This window comes from Halalkalibacter lacteus (assembly GCF_036663595.1).
In the GTDB taxonomy this organism is placed as follows: domain Bacteria; phylum Bacillota; class Bacilli; order Bacillales; family Bacillaceae_D; genus Halalkalibacter; species Halalkalibacter lacteus.
The window spans coordinates 1-18664 of the sequence record NZ_JAWRVL010000004.1 but is presented as its reverse complement, the minus strand read 5'-3'; the positions used below and the strand labels follow the sequence as shown (position 1 = coordinate 18664).

At 37.6% G+C, this 18664-nt stretch carries 24 protein-coding genes and 1 rRNA gene; 16 read left to right on the top strand and 9 right to left on the bottom strand.

Annotated features, from left to right (window positions below):
- Positions 1–191 precede the first annotated feature (191 nt).
- Positions 192–1004 (top strand): recombination regulator RecX, encoded by an 813-nt coding sequence (gene recX, locus SAZ04_RS04080; RefSeq protein ID WP_332691478.1) that lies wholly within the window; start codon positions 192–194, stop codon positions 1002–1004.
- Positions 1005–1339: 335 nt separating this feature from the next.
- Positions 1340–1663: a YfhH family protein gene (locus tag SAZ04_RS04075; RefSeq protein WP_332691475.1), complete on the top strand. Its 324-nt coding sequence runs from the start codon at positions 1340–1342 to the stop codon at positions 1661–1663.
- A 30-nt stretch (positions 1664–1693) separates the two neighbouring features.
- Here the strand turns inward: SAZ04_RS04075 and SAZ04_RS04070 are convergent, their stop codons facing one another.
- Both SAZ04_RS04070 and sspK read right to left on the bottom strand, forming a co-directional pair.
- Positions 1694–1855 (bottom strand): YpzG family protein, encoded by a 162-nt coding sequence (locus SAZ04_RS04070; protein WP_332691472.1) that lies wholly within the window; start codon positions 1853–1855, stop codon positions 1694–1696.
- Between the two features lie 57 nt (positions 1856–1912).
- Positions 1913–2071: a small acid-soluble spore protein K gene (gene sspK, locus SAZ04_RS04065; protein ID WP_332691469.1), complete on the bottom strand. Its 159-nt coding sequence runs from the start codon at positions 2069–2071 to the stop codon at positions 1913–1915.
- 91 nt (positions 2072–2162) lie between these two features.
- On the opposite strand from sspK, the gene SAZ04_RS04060 reads away from it, so the two are divergent.
- Positions 2163–2429 (top strand): YfhJ family protein, encoded by a 267-nt coding sequence (locus tag SAZ04_RS04060; RefSeq protein WP_332691466.1) that lies wholly within the window; start codon positions 2163–2165, stop codon positions 2427–2429.
- Positions 2430–2516: 87 nt separating this feature from the next.
- Here the strand turns inward: SAZ04_RS04060 and SAZ04_RS04055 are convergent, their stop codons facing one another.
- Complete coding sequence (locus tag SAZ04_RS04055) at positions 2517–3503, bottom strand: metal-dependent hydrolase (RefSeq protein WP_332691463.1); 987 nt, start codon at positions 3501–3503, stop codon at positions 2517–2519.
- A 168-nt stretch (positions 3504–3671) separates the two neighbouring features.
- Here SAZ04_RS04055 and SAZ04_RS04050 point away from each other — a divergent pair, with 168 nt between their 5' ends.
- From SAZ04_RS04050 to SAZ04_RS04040, 3 genes are all read left to right on the top strand, one after another.
- Positions 3672–3980 (top strand): hypothetical protein, encoded by a 309-nt coding sequence (locus SAZ04_RS04050; protein ID WP_332691460.1) that lies wholly within the window; start codon positions 3672–3674, stop codon positions 3978–3980.
- The gene (gene mutY / locus SAZ04_RS04045) at positions 3980–5077 is read left to right on the top strand and encodes an A/G-specific adenine glycosylase (protein ID WP_332691457.1); all 1098 of its coding nucleotides are present in this window, start codon (positions 3980–3982) and stop codon (positions 5075–5077) included. Before SAZ04_RS04050 ends, mutY begins: the two co-directional genes overlap by 1 nt.
- Before the next feature lie 73 nt (positions 5078–5150).
- Positions 5151–5909: an SDR family NAD(P)-dependent oxidoreductase gene (locus tag SAZ04_RS04040; protein ID WP_332691454.1), complete on the top strand. Its 759-nt coding sequence runs from the start codon at positions 5151–5153 to the stop codon at positions 5907–5909.
- Positions 5910–5968: 59 nt separating this feature from the next.
- On the opposite strand, the gene SAZ04_RS04035 is transcribed toward SAZ04_RS04040, so the two are convergent.
- The 3 genes from SAZ04_RS04035 to SAZ04_RS04025 all read right to left on the bottom strand — a co-directional run bounded on the left by SAZ04_RS04035 (position 5969) and on the right by SAZ04_RS04025 (position 7806).
- Positions 5969–6304 carry a hypothetical protein gene (locus tag SAZ04_RS04035; RefSeq protein ID WP_332691451.1) on the bottom strand — a complete coding sequence of 112 codons (336 nt, stop codon included), beginning with the start codon at positions 6302–6304 and terminating at the stop codon, positions 5969–5971.
- A 120-nt stretch (positions 6305–6424) separates the two neighbouring features.
- Positions 6425–7390, bottom strand: coding sequence for an NADPH:quinone reductase (locus SAZ04_RS04030; protein WP_332691448.1), 966 nt, complete (start codon positions 7388–7390; stop codon positions 6425–6427).
- Between the two features lie 194 nt (positions 7391–7584).
- Positions 7585–7806 carry a cytosolic protein gene (locus SAZ04_RS04025; protein ID WP_332691445.1) on the bottom strand — a complete coding sequence of 74 codons (222 nt, stop codon included), beginning with the start codon at positions 7804–7806 and terminating at the stop codon, positions 7585–7587.
- A gap of 99 nt (positions 7807–7905) precedes the next feature.
- Between SAZ04_RS04025 and fabL the strand changes: the two genes are divergently transcribed.
- From fabL to SAZ04_RS04005, 4 genes are all read left to right on the top strand, one after another.
- A complete protein-coding gene (gene fabL / locus SAZ04_RS04020; RefSeq protein WP_332691442.1) occupies positions 7906–8655 on the top strand; it encodes an enoyl-[acyl-carrier-protein] reductase FabL in 750 nt (249 codons plus the stop codon).
- Between the two features lie 67 nt (positions 8656–8722).
- Positions 8723–8926 (top strand): gamma-type small acid-soluble spore protein, encoded by a 204-nt coding sequence (locus SAZ04_RS04015; protein WP_332691439.1) that lies wholly within the window; start codon positions 8723–8725, stop codon positions 8924–8926.
- A 363-nt stretch (positions 8927–9289) separates the two neighbouring features.
- A complete protein-coding gene (gene ntdP / locus SAZ04_RS04010; RefSeq protein WP_332691436.1) occupies positions 9290–9817 on the top strand; it encodes a nucleoside tri-diphosphate phosphatase in 528 nt (175 codons plus the stop codon).
- A gap of 243 nt (positions 9818–10060) precedes the next feature.
- Positions 10061–11806: an ABC transporter ATP-binding protein gene (locus SAZ04_RS04005; protein WP_332691925.1), complete on the top strand. Its 1746-nt coding sequence runs from the start codon at positions 10061–10063 to the stop codon at positions 11804–11806.
- A 51-nt stretch (positions 11807–11857) separates the two neighbouring features.
- On the opposite strand, the gene SAZ04_RS04000 is transcribed toward SAZ04_RS04005, so the two are convergent.
- Together SAZ04_RS04000 and SAZ04_RS03995 are read right to left on the bottom strand one after the other, a co-directional pair.
- Positions 11858–12934, bottom strand: coding sequence for an FUSC family protein (locus SAZ04_RS04000; RefSeq protein ID WP_332691433.1), 1077 nt, complete (start codon positions 12932–12934; stop codon positions 11858–11860).
- 316 nt (positions 12935–13250) lie between these two features.
- Positions 13251–14543: a glutamate-1-semialdehyde 2,1-aminomutase gene (locus tag SAZ04_RS03995; RefSeq protein ID WP_332691430.1), complete on the bottom strand. Its 1293-nt coding sequence runs from the start codon at positions 14541–14543 to the stop codon at positions 13251–13253.
- A 224-nt stretch (positions 14544–14767) separates the two neighbouring features.
- Between SAZ04_RS03995 and SAZ04_RS03990 the strand changes: the two genes are divergently transcribed.
- From SAZ04_RS03990 to perR, 4 genes are all read left to right on the top strand, one after another.
- Entirely contained in the window at positions 14768–15190 is a 423-nt protein-coding gene (locus SAZ04_RS03990) for an ion channel (protein WP_332691427.1), read from the top strand.
- Positions 15191–15252: 62 nt separating this feature from the next.
- Positions 15253–15726, top strand: a complete 474-nt coding sequence (bcp, locus tag SAZ04_RS03985) for a thioredoxin-dependent thiol peroxidase (RefSeq protein WP_332691424.1) — start codon at positions 15253–15255, stop codon at positions 15724–15726.
- 189 nt (positions 15727–15915) lie between these two features.
- Positions 15916–16215 (top strand): cyclic-di-AMP receptor, encoded by a 300-nt coding sequence (locus SAZ04_RS03980; RefSeq protein WP_332691421.1) that lies wholly within the window; start codon positions 15916–15918, stop codon positions 16213–16215.
- A 90-nt stretch (positions 16216–16305) separates the two neighbouring features.
- Positions 16306–16743, top strand: coding sequence for a peroxide-responsive transcriptional repressor PerR (gene perR / locus SAZ04_RS03975; protein WP_332691416.1), 438 nt, complete (start codon positions 16306–16308; stop codon positions 16741–16743).
- 108 nt (positions 16744–16851) lie between these two features.
- On the opposite strand, the gene SAZ04_RS03970 is transcribed toward perR, so the two are convergent.
- Positions 16852–17205, bottom strand: a complete 354-nt coding sequence (locus SAZ04_RS03970; protein ID WP_332691413.1) for a YgzB family protein — start codon at positions 17203–17205, stop codon at positions 16852–16854.
- 249 nt (positions 17206–17454) lie between these two features.
- On the opposite strand from SAZ04_RS03970, the gene SAZ04_RS03965 reads away from it, so the two are divergent.
- Both SAZ04_RS03965 and SAZ04_RS03960 read left to right on the top strand, forming a co-directional pair.
- Positions 17455–18327 (top strand): nucleotidyltransferase-like protein, encoded by an 873-nt coding sequence (locus SAZ04_RS03965; protein WP_332691410.1) that lies wholly within the window; start codon positions 17455–17457, stop codon positions 18325–18327.
- Positions 18328–18606: 279 nt separating this feature from the next.
- A 16S ribosomal RNA gene (locus tag SAZ04_RS03960) occupies positions 18607–18664 on the top strand; the annotation flags it as partial.

The following is an 18664-nucleotide window of genomic DNA, read 5'->3' as shown; positions in this document are numbered from 1 at the left end:
CTTGTTAAAATGAAAATAGTATGTTTTTGTTCAATTAAGTGATCGGTTAATTTGGTTCTGAGAAAACCTGAGCCCCGGCAATCGCAATATTCATAATGCAAGACTTCCAGTTCAACTGTTGTATAAATAGTGTACGTTTAATTGTAAAATGTTTGCAAAAAAAATAAGTAGTTACGTGTGGAGTGATCTAATTGGCTGTTATTGCGAAAATTGAAATTCAAAAAAGAAATAAAGGTCGCTACAACATTTTTCTAAGTAAAGGGCAAAAAACTGAGTATGCCCTTAGTGTCGATGAGGATTTGTTACTTAAGTATGGATTAACAAAAGGACTTGAAATAGATGAGGATCAATTAATTAAATTAATTGATGAAGATGAAAAAAAGAAAGCGTACAACCTTGCTATTCATTATCTATCTTACCGTCCGCGTTCGATTCTAGAAATGCGACAGTATTTAGAGAAAAAGGAAAAAGAGCCAAGGCACATCGATCAAGTACTTGACCATTTAGTGAATCAGCGGTTACTTAACGATGAAGAGTTTGCTTCTGCCTATATTCGCTCAAAACGATTAACACTTATGAAAGGACCTTTGAAATTAAAACAAGAGCTTAAGCAAAAAGGAGTAAACGACTCAATTATTGATAAAGCCTTGCAATCCTATTCAGTACTTGAGCAAATCGACCAATTAGCCAAATGGTTAGAAAAGCAACAGACGAAGCGTAGTAATAAATTATCGATTAACGCATTTAAAGATAAACTTTCGACTCAACTGTTAGCAAAAGGATTTTCTCACCAAGTGATCGTTGAAGCATTCAAGTTAATTGATTTTCAAAGTGAACAAATTGAAGAGTGGGAAGCCATTTGTTTTCAAGGAGAAAAAATTAGAAGGAAGTACGAGAATAAATATACCGGATGGGAATATTGGCAAAGAGTAAAACAGAATTTATATCGTAAAGGTTTTTCAATGGAGTTAATTGATCGCTATATAGAAGAAGAGGGAGGATGATTTCTCCTTTTTTGTTCGCAAAGTTTGTGGATGATGCGCAAGTCAAGTTGTAAAAAATAGAAGTGAGAAGACATACTAATTATATGACTTATACAGTTGTTGAAGGAGAGGAAAATAAATGGTGACACTCATTACATTAACACAAGCTAATGCAGGCATATGTATGATATATGTGTTGTATATGTAGTAGCTGCTGCTTTTGTTGTAGGTCTTGCTGGGAAAGAAAGAGCAATCATTCGGGTGCTTCAGGGATTATTGGTCTTGTATTATCCATATTTGTTGTAATAAGTTCTTTCCTCTATAATATAGGATGATGAAATGAGGGATAAAAGGACATGGAACAACAAAAAAGATTTAGCGAAATGACAGAGTATGAACTTCGAACAGAAATTGCACGCTTAAACGAAAAAGCGAAAAAAGCGGAACAGTTAGGGATGTCAAGTGAATTTGCTGTTTATGAACGTAGAGTACTTTTAGCAAAAGCATACTTACTTGATCCAAATGATTACGAGCCTGGAAAAACGTATGAAATTGAAGGAGGATCAAGCTTTCAAATTTCCTATATGAATGGTTACTTCGCCTGGGGTTATCGTGATAATCAAACGACTCTTGAAGCAGTTCCTATTTCAATATTTTTGAAAAAAGAAGGAGAAGCTTAGAGGAGCTTCTCCTTTTAAAACCTAATGTCATTATCTTTGTGCTTTACGGTGAGATCTTACCTTTATATCTGTTTGACTCATTTGGGTCTCGCCGCCTATTTGGTGAGCTGAATGCTTTGGATTAGCACGTGGTGAATCAAAGGGACTTTTATACTCTTGTCCAGCTTGGAAATTCTGACTCCTCTTACCCATAGTTTGGCACCTCCAGAATACGTTGGTGTAATTAATGATGTATATTAATTACTAATATTAATTGTTCGTATCACCATCAGAATTTCGCATACGCTCTCTAGGTCGTGTTTGAATACTTAAATCAGCGCGTTTCGATTCGTTATTATTTCTGATATCCTTTGGTGAGTTCCCCTCGAATTTAATATGATTTGGAAAGCCTGTTGCTTTGTTTCGCATTAGTGGACCCCCTTTCCAACGTGTTCAGTACTAGTATAAACATTTGCAACCTGAGTTATAAGACGAAAACATTGTCAAAGGAGGAAAGAGTATGGAGGATCGTTTCCAACGCTTAACAGAACAATTATTATCAATAAATTCCAATATTACAGTTACTCAAGCAAGAACATGGGTAGAAAGTTTGTGGGAAGATTTTGAAACAACACGAGCAAAAGGTGGTTGGTCTTATAAAGGGCAGGATGCTACGGAAAAAATTGTTGTCAAGTGGATAGAACAATATGGACCTTTCTTACACAAGTATGCCTCAAACAAAGAAAAATTTTCGCATTTAAATCAAGATGATCAACGTAAACACTAAAAGAGGATGTGGATGTGTTCACGCGAGCCCACTGAAAAAGGTTGCTTTTTAACTTTTTCAGTGGGCTCGTTCACACACCCTTACCCTCTACTCCGTAACAATGTTTAACTTCTTTTGAAGTGTTTCTTCGCTGAATACCCATCCCGTATAAGAGCTTATAATAGTAAGATCTTGATTAAGCTGAACGATGGCTACAAATGGATAGTGTCCTTTACTACGATAGCGTAAATCAATAAAACGAACCTCAGTAACTCCATTTTCTTTATCTTCGACTTCCCAGCGATATGTTGGTGAAAAAGATAAAAAAGCAGATAAGTTAGAGTCTTGTTTAGCTACGTTTATAACGGGAATATTTGGAATAGGGTCAAATGAGTATTGTTCAAAATATTCAATTTCGTGATTACGGGACTCTGTCACAAACATAATTTCAGGGGTTCTAATGACAACGTGCCATTGATTCCAACGAATCGTCGGTGAAACAAAAACATGTGTTGCATCTGGATGTAGTTTCTTGGCATCGTTAACAACTCGCTGTTTCTCCGCGATACGCCATGCATAGTAACAAATTAAAAGTAAATAAAGAACAAGGATGGTTGGACCTGGTGAAGCTACCCCTAATCCCCATATTGCAAATGCAACAAGATGACTAAAAAATATAAAAGGATCAAAAATGTTGATAACACCGAGTGCAACCCACTTATTTGAAAGAGGTCTTAGCGCTTGTGTTCCATACGCATTGAAAATATCGACAAATACATGCAAAAAAACTGCGATGAATGACCAAAGTAAGACAGTAGACCAATTTGTTTCGGGTGTGAATGAGACAATTCCACATGTAATTAGTATTGGCCACAGAATTACCGCTGGTAGGGAATGTGTTAATCCACGATGGTTTCGTATATACACAGCATTATTTCGTAATTTTAATACGGTATCAAAATCAGGTGCTTGAGAGCCGATAATTGTGGCTATCATGACCGTGGTAGGTAATAAGGGGTCATTTGCTATAGTTGAATCGATGGTTGCTAATCCCCCTAATGCAACACCCATCACTACATGAGTACCTGTGTCCATCGTGTAAGATACCTCCTTATTGTTTAAAAAGTGTGTACAAATGTTTCTGCTCATTGTTTCGAGATAGTTCATAAAGAGAAAACGATCCGTTTACTAACTATCACTAAAAGATGATATAGTTTATTTATACCCGAAATATGGCTGATTAAAAAGGGGAGATATGAAGAAATGACAAAACCTTTACAGATTTTTATGGAATATAAAGTTGATCAGACGAAAATTGAAGAATATGAAGGTGCAATGAAAGAAATTATAAGCACACTTCCTGACTATGAAGCAAAAAACATTCAATGGTACGTAGCTGAAGATCAACCTCATCTATATGTCGAAATGTATGAAGTCCCTACAACATCACATTATCAAGTATTAAAGAAATTACGCAGATCCAAAGAACACCCTGTTTTTAGTGCAATCGTTCCTTATATTAATGGCGGAGTAGAAAAAATACATTGTTGGGCTTTTCAAAGGAAGGAATAGTGAGTAGGAAAGTGGAGCAAGAGCAACTTAATGGATTTAACATTTCAACATTTCAACATGATTTAGTCAATTGGTTTAGAGAAAATCAACGTGAGTTACCTTGGCGCGAGTCAAAGAATCCATACCGTGTATGGGTTTCTGAAGTGATGCTGCAGCAAACAAGGGTTGAGACGGTTATCCCCTATTATCAGGCATTTATGCGTGAATTTCCATCACTTGAGGCCCTCGCTGATGCAGAGGAAGATCGTATCTTAAAAGCGTGGGAAGGTCTTGGGTATTATTCTCGTGTTCGTAATTTACAAACAGCTGTAAGAGAGGTCGTAAGCGAATACAGTGGAAAAGTACCAGATACAAGAGAGGAAATATCTAGTTTAAAAGGCGTCGGTCCCTATACAGCAGGAGCTATCTTAAGTATTGCATACGGCAAACCAGAACCAGCTGTTGATGGAAATGTCATGCGTGTATTATCAAGAATATTATTGATTGATAATGATATTGCTAAGTCATCGACCCGGAAAGTATTTGAAACTATATTATATGATCTTGTGTCAAAAGAGGATCCCTCATCATTTAACCAAGGTTTGATGGAGCTTGGGGCTTTGATTTGCACACCGACTTCACCTGGCTGTCTTCTATGTCCAGTACGTGTACATTGTCAAGCTTATGATAAAGGAATGCAATCTGAGTTACCTATTAAGTCAAAGAAGAAAAAACAGACGTCAAAGCAAATGGCAGCTGTCGTTATTCGGAATAATTTTGGTGAAGTGTTAATAGAGAAAAGGCCTGATTCTGGTCTTTTAGCAAGACTTTGGCAATTTCCCAATTTTGAAATGGAAAGTACCGATAATCAGTCATATGTTCTAGCAGACATTTTGTTGAAAGAATATGGTATTGATGCTGAGATACAAGAGCCGATACAAAAAGTTGAACATGTATTTTCGCACCTCATATGGAATATTTCTGTGTATGAAACAAAGGCAATAGGGCGACCAGGGATCGAACATGCTTCAAGAAAGTGGATAGAACAAAAGGATTTAGAAAAATATGCATTTCCGGTATCTCACCAAAAAATTATTCAGCAGTCAGTAATCCAATAGTTGCAAGGAAGAAGGTTTCCTCATGAGGTATATTGAGAATATTTAAGAAATAACATTTGGGAGGCTTTGATAAATGGAGTTACATTTACAAGATAAAGTTGTATTGATTACGGGTGGTTCAAAAGGAATCGGAAAAGCAATTGCAAAAGGATTCAAAGATGAAGGTGCTCTAGTTGCTATCGTGGCAAGAGATAAGAAAGCGTTGGAGTTTGCCCAAAGTGAGATAGAAGGTATTTATATCTTTCAAGCAAATCTATCAATTGAAAACCAGCGGGAGAAGGTATTTGAAGACATTATTGAGTATTTTGGCACCATTGACATCCTTATAAACAATGTTGGTGGTAGCAATGGTACAACAACAGAAGAAACAGATTTATGTTTATTCCACGAAGCGTTTGAAGTCAATTATTTCTCTGCTGTTCATTTCAGTAAGCTTGTATTGCCTTATTTAAAAGCGAAAAAGACCGGAAGCATTATTAATATTTCTTCAATTTTTGGTCGGGAGTCTGGTGGGAAAGTAACGTATAATAGCGCGAAGGCAGCTATGATTAGCTTTACAAAATCACTCGCAGATGAGGTCATTAAAGACGGAATCCGTGTAAATGGGGTTGCTCCAGGTTCTATTTTGCACCCTACAGGGAATTGGCAAAAAAGAATAGAACAAAGTCCTGAAAAAATGAAGCAGTTTGTTCAAGATGAAATACCAGCTGGTCGATTTGGTACGGCAGAAGAAATCGCAAATGTCGTCACATTTTTAGCTTCAGAAAAAGCAAGCTGGATTGTCGGTGCAACAATCAATGTAGACGGAGGCCAATCGAAATCTAACTTTTAATGGGGTCAGACCCCTCTTTGGCACTTTATAGTAAGGAAGTGGGGTCAGACCCCACTTCCTTACTGATCGTCGTTTATCATATGAATTTCTTTTATTTTCTCTTTGGTTTCTGCCGTTCCTAATCGGTAAAGCTCTTCGTAAACGTCGTTTAATCCTCGTTGGAATTCGTTACGATCTTCGTCTGCTTTCCTATCATCGAAATGTCGAAACGTAAATAAATTGCCAAGTTCGAGATCATGTGATTGTACTTCATGTAATAAATCTTCTAAAGCCTTTTTCTCTGCTGGAGTTGCTTCAATTTCATATTCAATTAATTGTCCGTCATCCACACGTGTTGGGTTAATCGTATCCATGCTGATTGGGTTTAAATTGACATAGAACAATTGCTTTTCCATAAAAAGCTCCTTTCCAAAGTAAGCTATTTTTATTTTCTCCAGAAATTAAAATCTTACTTTGAAATTATTTATGGAATGAAATTTTGCAGTAGTTGCTTAAAGAACCATTATGAGAGTGGATTAGAAATGATTGAGAATGATGCGACCGTCATATTCTTTTTTCTCTACTGCATCATGAGCCTTAGCTGCCTCTTCTAATGAGAAAACTTTTCCAATATGTGCAGTAAGTGACTGAGAAGCAAAACCTTCAGTTATTTCCTTTCCTGCATGGATCAACTCATTTCTAGGAGCAGTAAATAAAAATACCCCTGTAAGTGAGGCATGCTTCATATTTAATTGCCTCCATAGTAAAGGGGGATTGTTATTGACCGGTGATCCGACAGTAATGATTCGGCCTCCCACTTTTATCATCTCGAGATCTTTCTCCATGTTTTCACTAAGTGACATATCCAAAATAAGGGAAACGCCAACATCGTTAGTAAGTTCTTTCACTCGAGATACGAGATCTTCTTTTTGATAAACAATCACTTCGTCAGCGCCGGCTGCTTTAGCAATGATAGTTTTATCTTTTGAACTAGCAGTTGCAATGACATATGCACCAGCTTTTTTAGCAAGTTGAATAGCTGCGTGTCCAACTGCGCCAGCACCTCCAAAAATAAGCACGGATTCATTTGATTGCAAATATCCTCTGTTAAACAACGATAGATAAGCTGTCATAAAAGGCATCGCAATGGCTGCACCTTCCTCAAATTTATGATCAGCAGGTAGTGGAAAAACAAGATCAGCAGAAGTAGCTACATATTCAGCGGAAGCTCCTTTGGCGTTTGTTGCCCAAATTCGATCTCCTACGTGAACATTGTTAACAGCTGAGCCGATTTCAACTATTTCTCCTGCTATATCAAAATGAGGAATGTGAGGAAAAGAATCTACTGGACGAATTCCTTTTCGAAAGTACGTATCGACAGGATTAATGCCACTCGCTTTCACTTTAACGAGCACTTCATCTGAGTTAATGGATGGCTTGGGTACTTCAGATACAGTAAGTACGTTAGGATCACCATACGTTTCATAAACAACCGCTCTCATTTTTACCTCTCCCCTTTTATGTATATACATAGATTTTCTCTCTCTTAATTCTAAACGAAAAATAGCCATTTTCCTATGGGAAGAATTTGTACTGAATAAACAGCTACTCTTAAAGTAGCTGTTTATTCGTCTTTGTATTTTTCCAGTAACGGAGTCAGTCTCTGCTCGTTTAACATCTAGAAAAACGAATATCATTAATCGTAATGAGGTTTCGTACCTTGTGTCCACGTAGCTTCTTGGTGTATGCCGCCTCGTGACTCAATTTCACGAATAATCTCTCTGTGAATGCTACTACCTTCAGCGTTTAAATAAGGTGTCATCTGTTGTAAACCGTGGTGAAAATAAGCTAACTCTTTCTCGGTCCATTGATCAATGGACATCATGGAAAGCTCTGTCATATCTCTTCCAACATACATAATTTGATTCCTCCTAACGTTATTTCTGATAGTGTTCCTGTTCGTGTGTGTGGCTATACGATATAATGAGGAGCATAAGAGTATATTGGAGGATTGAATATGGAACAAAAAGTAGCCTTAGTAACAGGAAGCAGTCGAGGGATAGGAAGAATGATTGCACTTAAATTAGCGGCCAAAGGATATGACATTGTCATTAATTATGCAAGAAGTAAACAAGCAGCGTTAGATACAGCAAAAGAAGTTGAGACCCTTGGCCGTAAAGCTCTTGTCGTGAAAGCAAATGTAGGAAAACCAGAAAAGATTAAAGAACTTTTTGAAAAGATTGATGAAGAATATGGAAGGTTAGATATTTTAGTCAATAATGCTGCCTCTGGAGTGCTCCGTCCTCTTATGGAGCTAGAAGAAAGTCATTGGGACTGGACGATGGATATTAATAGTAAAGCCTTACTTTTTTGTGCACAAGAAGCAGCCAAAAGAATGGAGAAAACGGGTGGTGGTCACATCGTTAGTTTAAGCTCGTTAGGATCGATTCGCTATTTAAAGAATTACACAACGGTTGGGGTATCAAAAGCGGCAGTCGAGGCGTTAACACGTTATTTAGCTGTTGAGCTTGCCGAAAAAGGAATTGTTGTGAATGCAGTGTCTGGTGGAGCTGTTGACACAGATGCATTAACTCATTTCCCAAATCGCGAAGAATTACTTGCCGATGCAGCAGCAAGAACACCAGCTGGACGTATTGTAGAAGCTGAGGATTTAGCAAATACGGTTTTATTCTTGTTATCTGAAGAAGCCCAAATGATACGTGGTCAAACAATTATTGTCGATGGTGGAATTTCACTTTTAGCATAAATAAAAAAATTAATTGAATAAAGAGTCGCCCCCCCGGACATCTTAATAGTCGTGGAGGTGATATCACATGGATAAACAACAACAACAAAACCAACAACAAGCGTCAAAAACAAATCCGCAACAAGTAAAAAAGCAAAACCAAGCTTCTGCTCAAGGGAACAGCTATAACACTGAGTTTGCTAGCGAAACAAACGCACAAGAAGTTCGTCAGCAAAACGCTCAGTCAGCTGCTCGCAAAAAGCAAGCATCTTCCAACCAACAGCAACAATAATGCACAAAAACAAAGCACCCTTTGGCATCTTCGTCCAAAGGGTGTTTGTTTTTGTTTAGGATTTCAGATTGGGCTAAAAACAAAGCAGCGGCTCCGCTCATTGCTGAGAGATAGCATAAAAAAGGGAAACCCCACCCTTTTTTATGCTATCTCTTTTAGGCATTTTACTCAAAAATGATCTTAACATTTCAAAATAAGTACGGAAACGTTATAATAAGAGTGAATGGAAGCAATTGAAATGGTTAAGTCAGAATTATTAGTAGAGAATAGAGTATGACGAGGTCAAAATAGTTTAAAGAATAAAGTGATTTTGCTCTACTCTACCCTACTGACGTCCGAAATAATTGCAGAAGGGAGTTTATTATGAATTTTCCCAAAGTAGGAAGCAATATTCAAATCCATAGCTATAAGCATAATGGATTGATTCATCGCATTTGGGAAGAAACAATTGTGCTTAAAGGGACGTCAAAGGTTGTAATTGGAGGGAATGACCGTATCCTAGTGAAGGAATCGGATGGAAGGAATTGGAGAACTCGTGAGCCGGCTATTTGTTATTTTGATTCCGAACAATGGTTTAACACAATCGGTATGATTCGATCAGATGGTATTTATTACTATTGCAACCTTGGGTCACCTTTTACATGGGACGAAGAAGCGTTAAAATATATTGATTATGACCTTGATATTAAGGTGTTCCCAGACATGACCTTTAAGCTCTTAGATGAAGATGAATATGATTTGCACAGAAAACAGATGAATTATCCACCAGCTGTTGATGACATCTTAAAAAGAAGTGTAGATGAATTAATCTCTTGGATTCACCAGAGAAAAGGACCGTTCGCACCGCAATTTGTTGAAAATTGGTATGAAAGATTTTTACAATACCGATAGAAGAATGTGGCTATCGCTAGCTCCGAAAATGCAAAGATAATTCTCTATTTTCAAAAAAGCTAAAGACCGAATTCTAGCGAGAACCTAAGTTTTTCATAAACATCTTTTTCCTTTGATTATGAAGGGGAAGGAACGTTTGTACGTTTTGATACTATAAAATAGAGTCTGACTCCTGTTAGAGAGTACATGTTTTCCTCTCGTCATGAGTCAGGCTTTTGTCTTAAAAAAGAGGGGGTGGCGAAGCTGGATAGCATGAAACGCTACATGGCATTCGTCAAGCCATATTGGAAACAGATCATGATTACGATTATGATTGGAATATTCAAATTTGGTATTCCATTATTAATCCCACTTGTCATGAAATATATCATTGATGATATTATTTTTGCAGAAGCGATGACACAGGATGAAAAAATCACGTTGCTAATGAAAATTATGGCTATTATGTTTGTGATATTTGTTGTTTTACGACCACCCATTGAATATTTCCGCCAATATTTTGCGCAATGGATTGGCAGTAAAGTTCTGTATGATATCCGTGATCAATTATTTACGCATATTCAAAAATTGAGCTTAAGATTTTATTCCAATCGAAAAGTTGGAGAAGTGATCTCTCGTGTCATACATGATGTTGAGCAAACGAAGAACTTTGTTATTACAGGCCTGATGAATATTTGGCTCGATCTTTTTACGATTGTTATTGCCATTATTATTATGTTGAATCTTAACGTGTGGTTAACGCTTGTTGCTGTTTCTATGTTTCCTTTTTACGGGTTTTCAGTCAAGTATTTTTATGCGAAGTTACGACACTTAACGAGGGTTCGTTCCCAAGCGTTAGCTGAAGTACAAGGACATTTGCACGAACGTGTACAAGGAATGAGCGTCATTCGAAGTTTTGCTCTAGAGGATCATGAGCAAACTCAGTTTGCCAAAAGAAATAGACGCTTTCTAGACAGAGCAATTGACCATACAAAATGGAACGCAAAAACGTTTTCTGTTGTTAATACGATTACAGATGTTGCACCATTACTTGTTATTTTTGCTGCGGGTTATTTTGTTATTACAGGTAGTCTCGAAGTCGGTGCTATGACAGCCTTTGTTCTTTATATGGAGCGATTGTATGGTCCATTACGGAGACTGATTAATTCTTCAACGACTTTGACGCAATCAATAGCATCAATGGACCGGGTGTTTGAGTTTATAGATGAGAAATATGACATTGAAGATGAGCCTAATGCGAAATTTCTAAACCGAGCACAAGGCCATTTGGAATTTAAAGATGTTACATTTAAATATAGTGAAGAGGAAAAGCCTGTATTAAAGCATTTGCAATTAGATGTGAGGCAGGGAGAGACCATTGCTTTTGTTGGGATGAGTGGCGGTGGTAAGAGTACTATTATCAGCTTGATTCCACGATTTTATGATGTTTCGTCTGGTCAGATCTTACTTGATGGAGTAGATATAAGGCAGTATCAAGTACGGAGTTTGCGCGATAATATCGGAATGGTTCTTCAAGATAATATATTATTTAGTGATTCTGTAAAAGAGAATATATTAATGGGAAGACCAGGAGCAACTGATGAAGAGGTGATTGCAGCAGCAAGAGCTGCCAATGCTCATGAATTTATAATGGGACTTGCAAACGGATATAACACCGAGGTTGGAGAAAGAGGAGTGAAACTCTCTGGAGGCCAAAAGCAACGTGTGGCAATTGCAAGGGTCTTCCTGAAAAATCCACCAATCCTTATTTTTGATGAAGCTACATCGGCTCTCGATTTAGAAAGTGAACATTTTATCCAGGAAGCTCTTGAAAAATTGGCAAAAGACCGGACGACCTTTATCGTGGCTCATCGTTTATCTACGATTACACATGCAGATCGTATCGTTGTCATTGAAAACGGAGAAATTGCTGAAGTTGGTAGTCATGACGAATTAATGAGCCGAGCGGGCAGTTATAAAAAGTTGTTTGAAGTGCAGCAGTTAACCTAACGAGGTTGTTAAAAAAAAGCAAAAAGGGTGTGACCTCAGGTCATACCCTTTTCATTCTTCCAGTTCTTGAATTTTTACTTCATTTTCATGATAAGCAAAAAAGCTAGCAACTAAGTGATCAAGATGCTCTAGTTGTTCCTGATACTCAATCATTTGTGATACTGCAGGTAAGAGATGTAACCACTGGTTGTAATCAATGCAAGGTTGATCTTTAAGACAAATGAAGTGGCTCATTAAATCCTTTTTTCCTTTATTCATCTTATCAATTAATCCGTCTGAGTGACTAGAATGAACTTTCCCAACATACCTTAATAAAATTCTGTCATGAAACGTTGTTAAGTAATCAAGTTGTTTCTCAAATTTCTTATGAGTCTCATCAGGCATTAAATTTAGCTCTTCTGTACGTCTTTCTAAGTTCTTTAAAACAAAGAGCGATTTTTTAGCGGTGACGAGCATTTGTCTATAAAGGACAACCTTACGAGCTTTTCCGTATTTGTTCTTCATAAAGTAATTTCTCTCTTCTTTAAAGAGTAAGTAGACATTTTCTAGTTTGACCATTACTTCTTCTAAACGGTTTAAATCTTTTTTTAATGCCCGGTGGTCAGCTGCGTGCCGAATGAGCAACATCGTCCACTGGTTGATATCTTCAGTTGCCTTTTGGAACTTGTGATAGAGCTTTGTTTCATATCTTGGAGGAATAAAGAAAAGATTGATAATGAATGCTGCTAAAACCCCAAGAATAACAAGTGAAAATCTTCCTGTTGCAAATTGAATGAAATCTGTTGAGGGACTTTCCATAATAATAATGACCGTAACGATTGCTAATGGAATTGTAGTAGGCTCTAGTTTAACTCTCAAAATAATCGCGATCGCAAGTACGACAACTAGACCAACAACAAAAGGATCATGGCCAAACGTCATGACGAAAATAATCGCTATAACAGCACCTATAACATTCGCTTGTACTTGCTCTAAAATCGTTTGGAATGTCCTATAGAGAGAAGGCTGGACAGCTATCGCTGCAGCGAGGGCTGCAAACATCGGTGGCTCGAGTCCGAACCACTTCGCTAAATAAAGTGAAAGCATTACAGCAAGCCCTGTTTTAAAGATACGAGCTCCTAGTTTCATAAATAGAATTAACTCCTTCGATTCTTTCTTTTTAACATATTGTTTTTCTTACCTAATAGCTTTGTTCAAAAAAGGCGAAGCAGTGATCTCGACTATTAGAAACCCGCAAATAGCAAGCTTGAAAATAGTAGAGATGACGCTCTTATAATAGTATTGCAAATACGGATGGAGAATACCCTAAATTTTAATACCGAATGGTACTATACAATGGATGTTCGTGTTAATCAAGTGTCTTTAGTGGGAATAAAAAAGAGGATAACAAATGTAAGCCTTCTAACAAAAAAAGTTTGGCTACATTCATCATCCTAGGTAAACATTATTTTTTCATAGCAGCAAATGCTTTATCTACAGCATGCAACGTTTCATTAATATCCTTTTCTGTATGAGCAGTGGTCAGAAACCATGCTTCATATTTGGATGGGGCTAAATTGATTCCTCTTTTTAACAATTCTTTAAAAAAGGTTCCGAAGAGCTCGCCGTTTGTTTGTTCAGCTTGCTTATAATTTTTTATCGTTTCAGAAGTGAAATAAACGGTAAGTGCGCCTTTTAATCGGTTAATCGTAATGGTCTGCTCATGCTTTTGGGCAAGCTCCAGAATGCCTGTTTCTAAAAGCGCTCCTAACTGATCTAATTTATCGTAGATGCCTTCTTCTTTTAGAATCTCTAAACAAGCGATACCAGCACTCATGGATGCAGGGTTACCAGCCATTGTCCCCGCTTGATATGCAGGGCCTAGTGGAGCGACTTTTTCCATAATATCGACTCTGCCACCATACGCGCCAATTGGGAGCCCGCCACCAATAATCTTACCAAGTGCCGTCATATCAGGTTCAACGCCAAGGTAATTCTGTGCCCCGCCATACATGAATCGGAAAGCGGTTATGACTTCATCGTAAATAACAAGTGCCCCCGCTTCATGGGTTAGTTTATTGACTGCTTCTAAGAAGCCTTGCTCGGGTTCAACAATTCCGAAATTGCCGACAATTGGCTCGACAAGAACTGCAGCAATATCATCTCCCCATTTTTCGAGTGCTGCTTTATATGCCTCAATATCATTAAAAGGGACGGTAATAACTTCTTTCGCGATACTCTTTGTAACACCTGCAGAATCAGGAGTACCAAGAGTGGAAGGTCCCGATCCAGCTGCTACTAGTACAAGATCTGAATGCCCGTGGTAGCATCCAGCAAATTTAATGATTTTATCTCGACCTGTGTAGGCTCTTGCAACTCGAATGGTCGTCATGACTGCTTCAGTGCCAGAATTAACGAAACGAACTTTTTCAAGAGATGGAATTGCATCTTTTAGCATTTTAGCAAATCGATTTTCTAACTTTGTCGGAGTTCCATATAACACACCGTTTTCTGCTGTCTGGGAAATTGCTTTTGTAATGTTAGGATGAGCATGTCCGGTAATAATAGGACCATAAGCTGCTAAATAATCGATATAACGGTTCCCGTCAACATCCCAAAAATAAGCCCCTTTAGCTCGCTCCATAAAAATAGGAGTCCCGCCACCTACACCTTTATAAGCACGAGAAGGACTATTGACTCCGCCAACAATATGTTCTTGTGCTTCTTTATATAACTCTTCTGAGTGCGTCCACTTCATGATTGTTCCTCCCGTAGATTCAAGTATCTTCTGTAAGTTATTCAACCATAGAGAGGCACCTAGAGCAAGTATGTTTCATTATTAGTGACAGGACAGGTTGAAAAGTTGATACGGTCGGGCTATGCCTTGAGGTTGTTTCAAAAGGGAAAGCCGTCCTTTTGGAACAACCTCTTCTAGAGAGTGTGACCTCTTCATAAATTTATTTGAGGGGGAGAGGTGATAAAGTGAATTGGATATTATCTGTGATGTTAATTATTGCAACTGTTGGTACCATTGTGAGTCTATTAATGCTTTTGCGTTATCGTCCGATCCGCGGTACTCATTCAGTTTCGTTAAGGCATTTTACATTGCTAGTCCTTGTTTATATTACGGTTATTTTATCATTTTCGATTCTTTATCTAGGGTTAGAGTTACTCGGGGTGGAAGTGTTGAAAGAAGGGAATTCTCATGTGGAGGGAACCGTAAACCATCTATTAGAAGATATCATTTATTTTAGTGCAGTCACACTTCTCTCTGTGGGGTACGGTGATTTAGTTCCTATTGGCATAGGTCGTTTCATTGCGATAGTTCAGGCGCTGTTCGGTTATTTACTACCGGCAGCCTTTGTGGTAACAACATTTTTACATGTAACAAAGAAGGAAGAATAGTTGTCTTTAATGTAAACTTGGGCTACGCTTATCTTAGACAATACCCGAAAGGATGAGTGTACATGAATTTACAAGTTGGACAAGAGGCTCCTTTATTTTCTTTACCTGCAAATAATGGTGAAGTTGTATCGTTAGAAGATTATCGTGGCAAACATGTTGTTCTCTATTTTTACCCTAAAGATATGACACCAGGTTGTACGACTCAGGCTTGTGATTTTAAAGATGAGGTGGAGACTTTTTCCGCGCTTAATACGGTCATTATTGGTGTAAGTCCCGATCCGGTAGCAAGACATGAGAAATTTATTGAAAAATATCAGCTTCCATTTATCCTACTAGCTGACGAAGAGCATAAAGTTGCTGAGCAATATGGAGTGTGGAAATTAAAAAAGAACTTCGGAAAAGAATATATGGGAATTGAACGTTCCACTTTTATTATTGATAAAGAAGGAAAATTGGTGAAAGAGTGGCGAAAAGTAAAGGTGAAAGATCATGTGGGAGATGCACTTGCATTTGTAAAAGAGGAGCTTGGTGAATAGGGGTATTTCCTACAGTACCCTAAATGGGAGTGTAGAAGGGAAGATTCAGACTTTATCCTTTCCTGTTAGTAACTTACCTCATCTTATCAGCAATAGAAAGGAATTGAGAAAGGTGTTTTTATTAAGTAGGAACACCTCTCTTTGAAATCGAATAATGTAGGTAAAGGCAATTAGAATGGAGGGATAACTGTGAAACTTCTTGTGTGTATTATTGATAATGTATATGCGGATGAAGTGGAATTACAGTTAAAAAAGCAGGGGTACAGGATGACAGAATTAGCAAGTTCAGGAGGTTTTTGGAGAAAGGGCAATACAACCTTCTTATTTGGAGTGGAAGAAAATGACATAGGTCAATTGCAAGAAGCGTTAAAGTCTACTTGTCTTGATCTTGAGAAAAGAAAGCAACGAAAAAGTAAACAAGCACATCGCTATACTTCCTTCTTACTTGATGTAAAAGATGCAGCTCCATTTATGACGATTGGAAAGTAGGGTGTCAAGGGGAACGTTGACAAAAATCCCTCTTTTATATTATACTAATTACAAAGTAAGAATGGTTACTTGAAAGAGAGGTGCATGACAATGTCAGATCATCGCTTACAACATGCGCTTGATACTTTAAAAAGCACACGTGTGCGTATGACTCCACAACGTCATGCGATACTAGAGTTCCTTTATGAATCAACTGCGCATCCAACTGCTGATGATATATACAAAGCTTTAGAGGGACGGTTTCCCAATATGAGTGTCGCGACTGTATATAATAATTTGCGTGTATTCAAGGAAGCTGGCATCGTAAAAGAATTAACGTATGGTGATGCATCGAGCAGATTTGATTCTGTGACATCTGACCATTATCACGTTATTTGTGAGGATTGTGGAAAGATAGTCGATTTTCACTATCCTGGTTTAGACGAAGTAGAAACATTAGCTGAACATGTAACTGGATTTAGGATTCATAATCACCGCATGGAAATTTATGGAACTTGTTCGAAGTGCAAAGATAAAGTTAAGCATTAAGAATTAAGAATAGTTTATGCACCTTCCTTACAAGGAGGTGTTTTTTGTTGTTGGAAACAACGTAAACTTTGAAAGAGAAGAGCTCAAGAAAAAAAGAAGTAGATGTTTCTACTTCTTTGATTTGCGATTATAGTTTTCGTCGAATTCTTTGCCTTCAAGAGACTTGTCCATTGTTAATGGTTCGCTGCAATGCATGCAAGCATCTACACGACCAAGCATTTTTGTGGCACCACCACAGTTTGGACAGACTACTTGAATGGTCTTTGTTGAGAGCATCCCAATCCAAAAGTAAACAACTGTACTCCCGATAATAAATAGGAAACCTAGTAACATAGCGATTGTCATGATGATATAGGACTCTCTAAAGAATATTCCAATATACATGACAAGGATACCTACAAAGACAAGTGATAAGGCAAATGTTCTAATTTTATTTATTTTGTTTGTATACTTTAAAGCCAAGATAGTCCCTCCTAAACCTTGAAGCAATCAGCACCCTTATTGGACATGCACTAGTAGTATAGCATATAAATTGTCCATTCTCTCTTATTGAATTGTTAACAGGTTATGAAGATTCCTTTCATGTTTTGCAGGAAATGACAGTCTTTTGTAGAACGTATTTATGTTTGAATCCTTTGGTAGCGAGTTAGATGTTAGTTTCTAAGCTGTTACATGTAGGAGTCGAAGTAGTTATTTGAGAGGGGACATTTTATGGACGTTTTATTACGGCAACTTTATCAGGATCGGGCAAGTGAGGAAGGAACACTCGCGATTCTTATTATAGAAAAAGACCTACTACCTTTATCTGTAACAGACGGCTTTGAATTTGTTATTGTACTGATAAATCATAACAAAGATATTTCATGGGAAGTAAAACATTATCAGGTTGGTGAAAGACGTGTTTCTTTTCACTCCCTTAGTCAAGCGATGATGCATCAAACATTAATAGTAGGAAACCATCGACGTTTAGTAGATTGGTTAGTCAACGGGAGGATTGTCTTTGATCGTAATGAGTTTCTTAAAGACGTGAAAGAACGAATTGAATCGTTTCCTCCAGGAGATCGCACGAAAAAAATGACAATCCAATTTACGAAGATGTTAAGAAGATTTGAAGAAGGAAAAACATTGTTTCACAATGGTCATTATTTTGATGCGTTTAGTAACATGATGCATTCGCTTCATCATCTCGCTCGTTTGTCAGTTATCCATCATGGCTTTTATCCTGAGGTGACAGTTTGGGAACAGGTGCGACATATTGAACCTCAAACATATAAGTTGTATCAAGAGCTTTTAAAAAGTGAAGAGACTTTAGAGAAGCGCATTGAACTTCTTATTTTAGCAACGGAACTTGCCATTCATTCGAAAACAGAAATAGGTAGTCAGCATTTCCTCTCTCTTGTGCAAGGGTCGAATGATATTTTTTCGATCTCTGATTGGATGTCCTTAAATGAGGTGGAAGACTATTGTGTGGACCTTGAACTACTGATCCGCCATTTAGTTGAAAAAGGCTTTATTTCAATTAAGAAAGTAGAAACAAAAGCAGACGGAATCGTAAAAACATTTTATCAGGTGAAAAAGTTTTGAAATAGTGTTGACGGAATGATTGGGTCATGATATATTATTACTTGTCGCTGACGAGGCGCGAAAAAACATTTGACACATTTTAAGTATTGATGTTATGATGTTCAAGTCGCTAACGAGTGACAAGTAGTTCTTTGAAAACTGAACAAAAGCCAAGCGAAATAGAGATACATGTTATCTCGTCAATTAAATCCTATCATTTAGATAGGTTGAAATAAATTAGTATCGTTAGCGATGCTTTTGAGCTATGTTGTAACACAAACGTGAAGCAACTCAAACACTTTTATGGAGAGTTTGATCCTGGCTCAGGACGAACGCTGGCGGCGTGCCTAATACATGC

Excerpts from the sequence above, each read along its gene's own strand:
- perR (WP_332691416.1), top strand. The coding sequence starts at position 16,306 with ATGTCAGATCATCGCTTACAACATGCGCTTGATACTTTAAAAAGCACA.
- SAZ04_RS03965 (WP_332691410.1), top strand. The coding sequence starts at position 17,455 with ATGGACGTTTTATTACGGCAACTTTATCAGGATCGGGCAAGTGAGGAA.
- SAZ04_RS04075 (WP_332691475.1), top strand. The coding sequence starts at position 1,340 with ATGGAACAACAAAAAAGATTTAGCGAAATGACAGAGTATGAACTTCGA.
- SAZ04_RS03995 (WP_332691430.1), bottom strand. The coding sequence starts at position 14,543 with ATGAAGTGGACGCACTCAGAAGAGTTATATAAAGAAGCACAAGAACAT.
- SAZ04_RS04000 (WP_332691433.1), bottom strand. The coding sequence starts at position 12,934 with ATGAAACTAGGAGCTCGTATCTTTAAAACAGGGCTTGCTGTAATGCTT.
- SAZ04_RS04025 (WP_332691445.1), bottom strand. The coding sequence starts at position 7,806 with ATGTATGTTGGAAGAGATATGACAGAGCTTTCCATGATGTCCATTGAT.
- SAZ04_RS04035 (WP_332691451.1), bottom strand. The coding sequence starts at position 6,304 with ATGGAAAAGCAATTGTTCTATGTCAATTTAAACCCAATCAGCATGGAT.
- SAZ04_RS04030 (WP_332691448.1), bottom strand. The coding sequence starts at position 7,390 with ATGAGAGCGGTTGTTTATGAAACGTATGGTGATCCTAACGTACTTACT.
- SAZ04_RS04070 (WP_332691472.1), bottom strand. The coding sequence starts at position 1,855 with ATGGGTAAGAGGAGTCAGAATTTCCAAGCTGGACAAGAGTATAAAAGT.
- SAZ04_RS04040 (WP_332691454.1), top strand. The coding sequence starts at position 5,151 with ATGGAGTTACATTTACAAGATAAAGTTGTATTGATTACGGGTGGTTCA.
- SAZ04_RS04055 (WP_332691463.1), bottom strand. The coding sequence starts at position 3,503 with ATGGACACAGGTACTCATGTAGTGATGGGTGTTGCATTAGGGGGATTA.
- SAZ04_RS04015 (WP_332691439.1), top strand. The coding sequence starts at position 8,723 with ATGGATAAACAACAACAACAAAACCAACAACAAGCGTCAAAAACAAAT.
- bcp (WP_332691424.1), top strand. The coding sequence starts at position 15,253 with ATGAATTTACAAGTTGGACAAGAGGCTCCTTTATTTTCTTTACCTGCA.
- ntdP (WP_332691436.1), top strand. The coding sequence starts at position 9,290 with ATGAATTTTCCCAAAGTAGGAAGCAATATTCAAATCCATAGCTATAAG.
- sspK (WP_332691469.1), bottom strand. The coding sequence starts at position 2,071 with ATGCGAAACAAAGCAACAGGCTTTCCAAATCATATTAAATTCGAGGGG.
- SAZ04_RS04060 (WP_332691466.1), top strand. The coding sequence starts at position 2,163 with ATGGAGGATCGTTTCCAACGCTTAACAGAACAATTATTATCAATAAAT.
- SAZ04_RS04050 (WP_332691460.1), top strand. The coding sequence starts at position 3,672 with ATGACAAAACCTTTACAGATTTTTATGGAATATAAAGTTGATCAGACG.
- fabL (WP_332691442.1), top strand. The coding sequence starts at position 7,906 with ATGGAACAAAAAGTAGCCTTAGTAACAGGAAGCAGTCGAGGGATAGGA.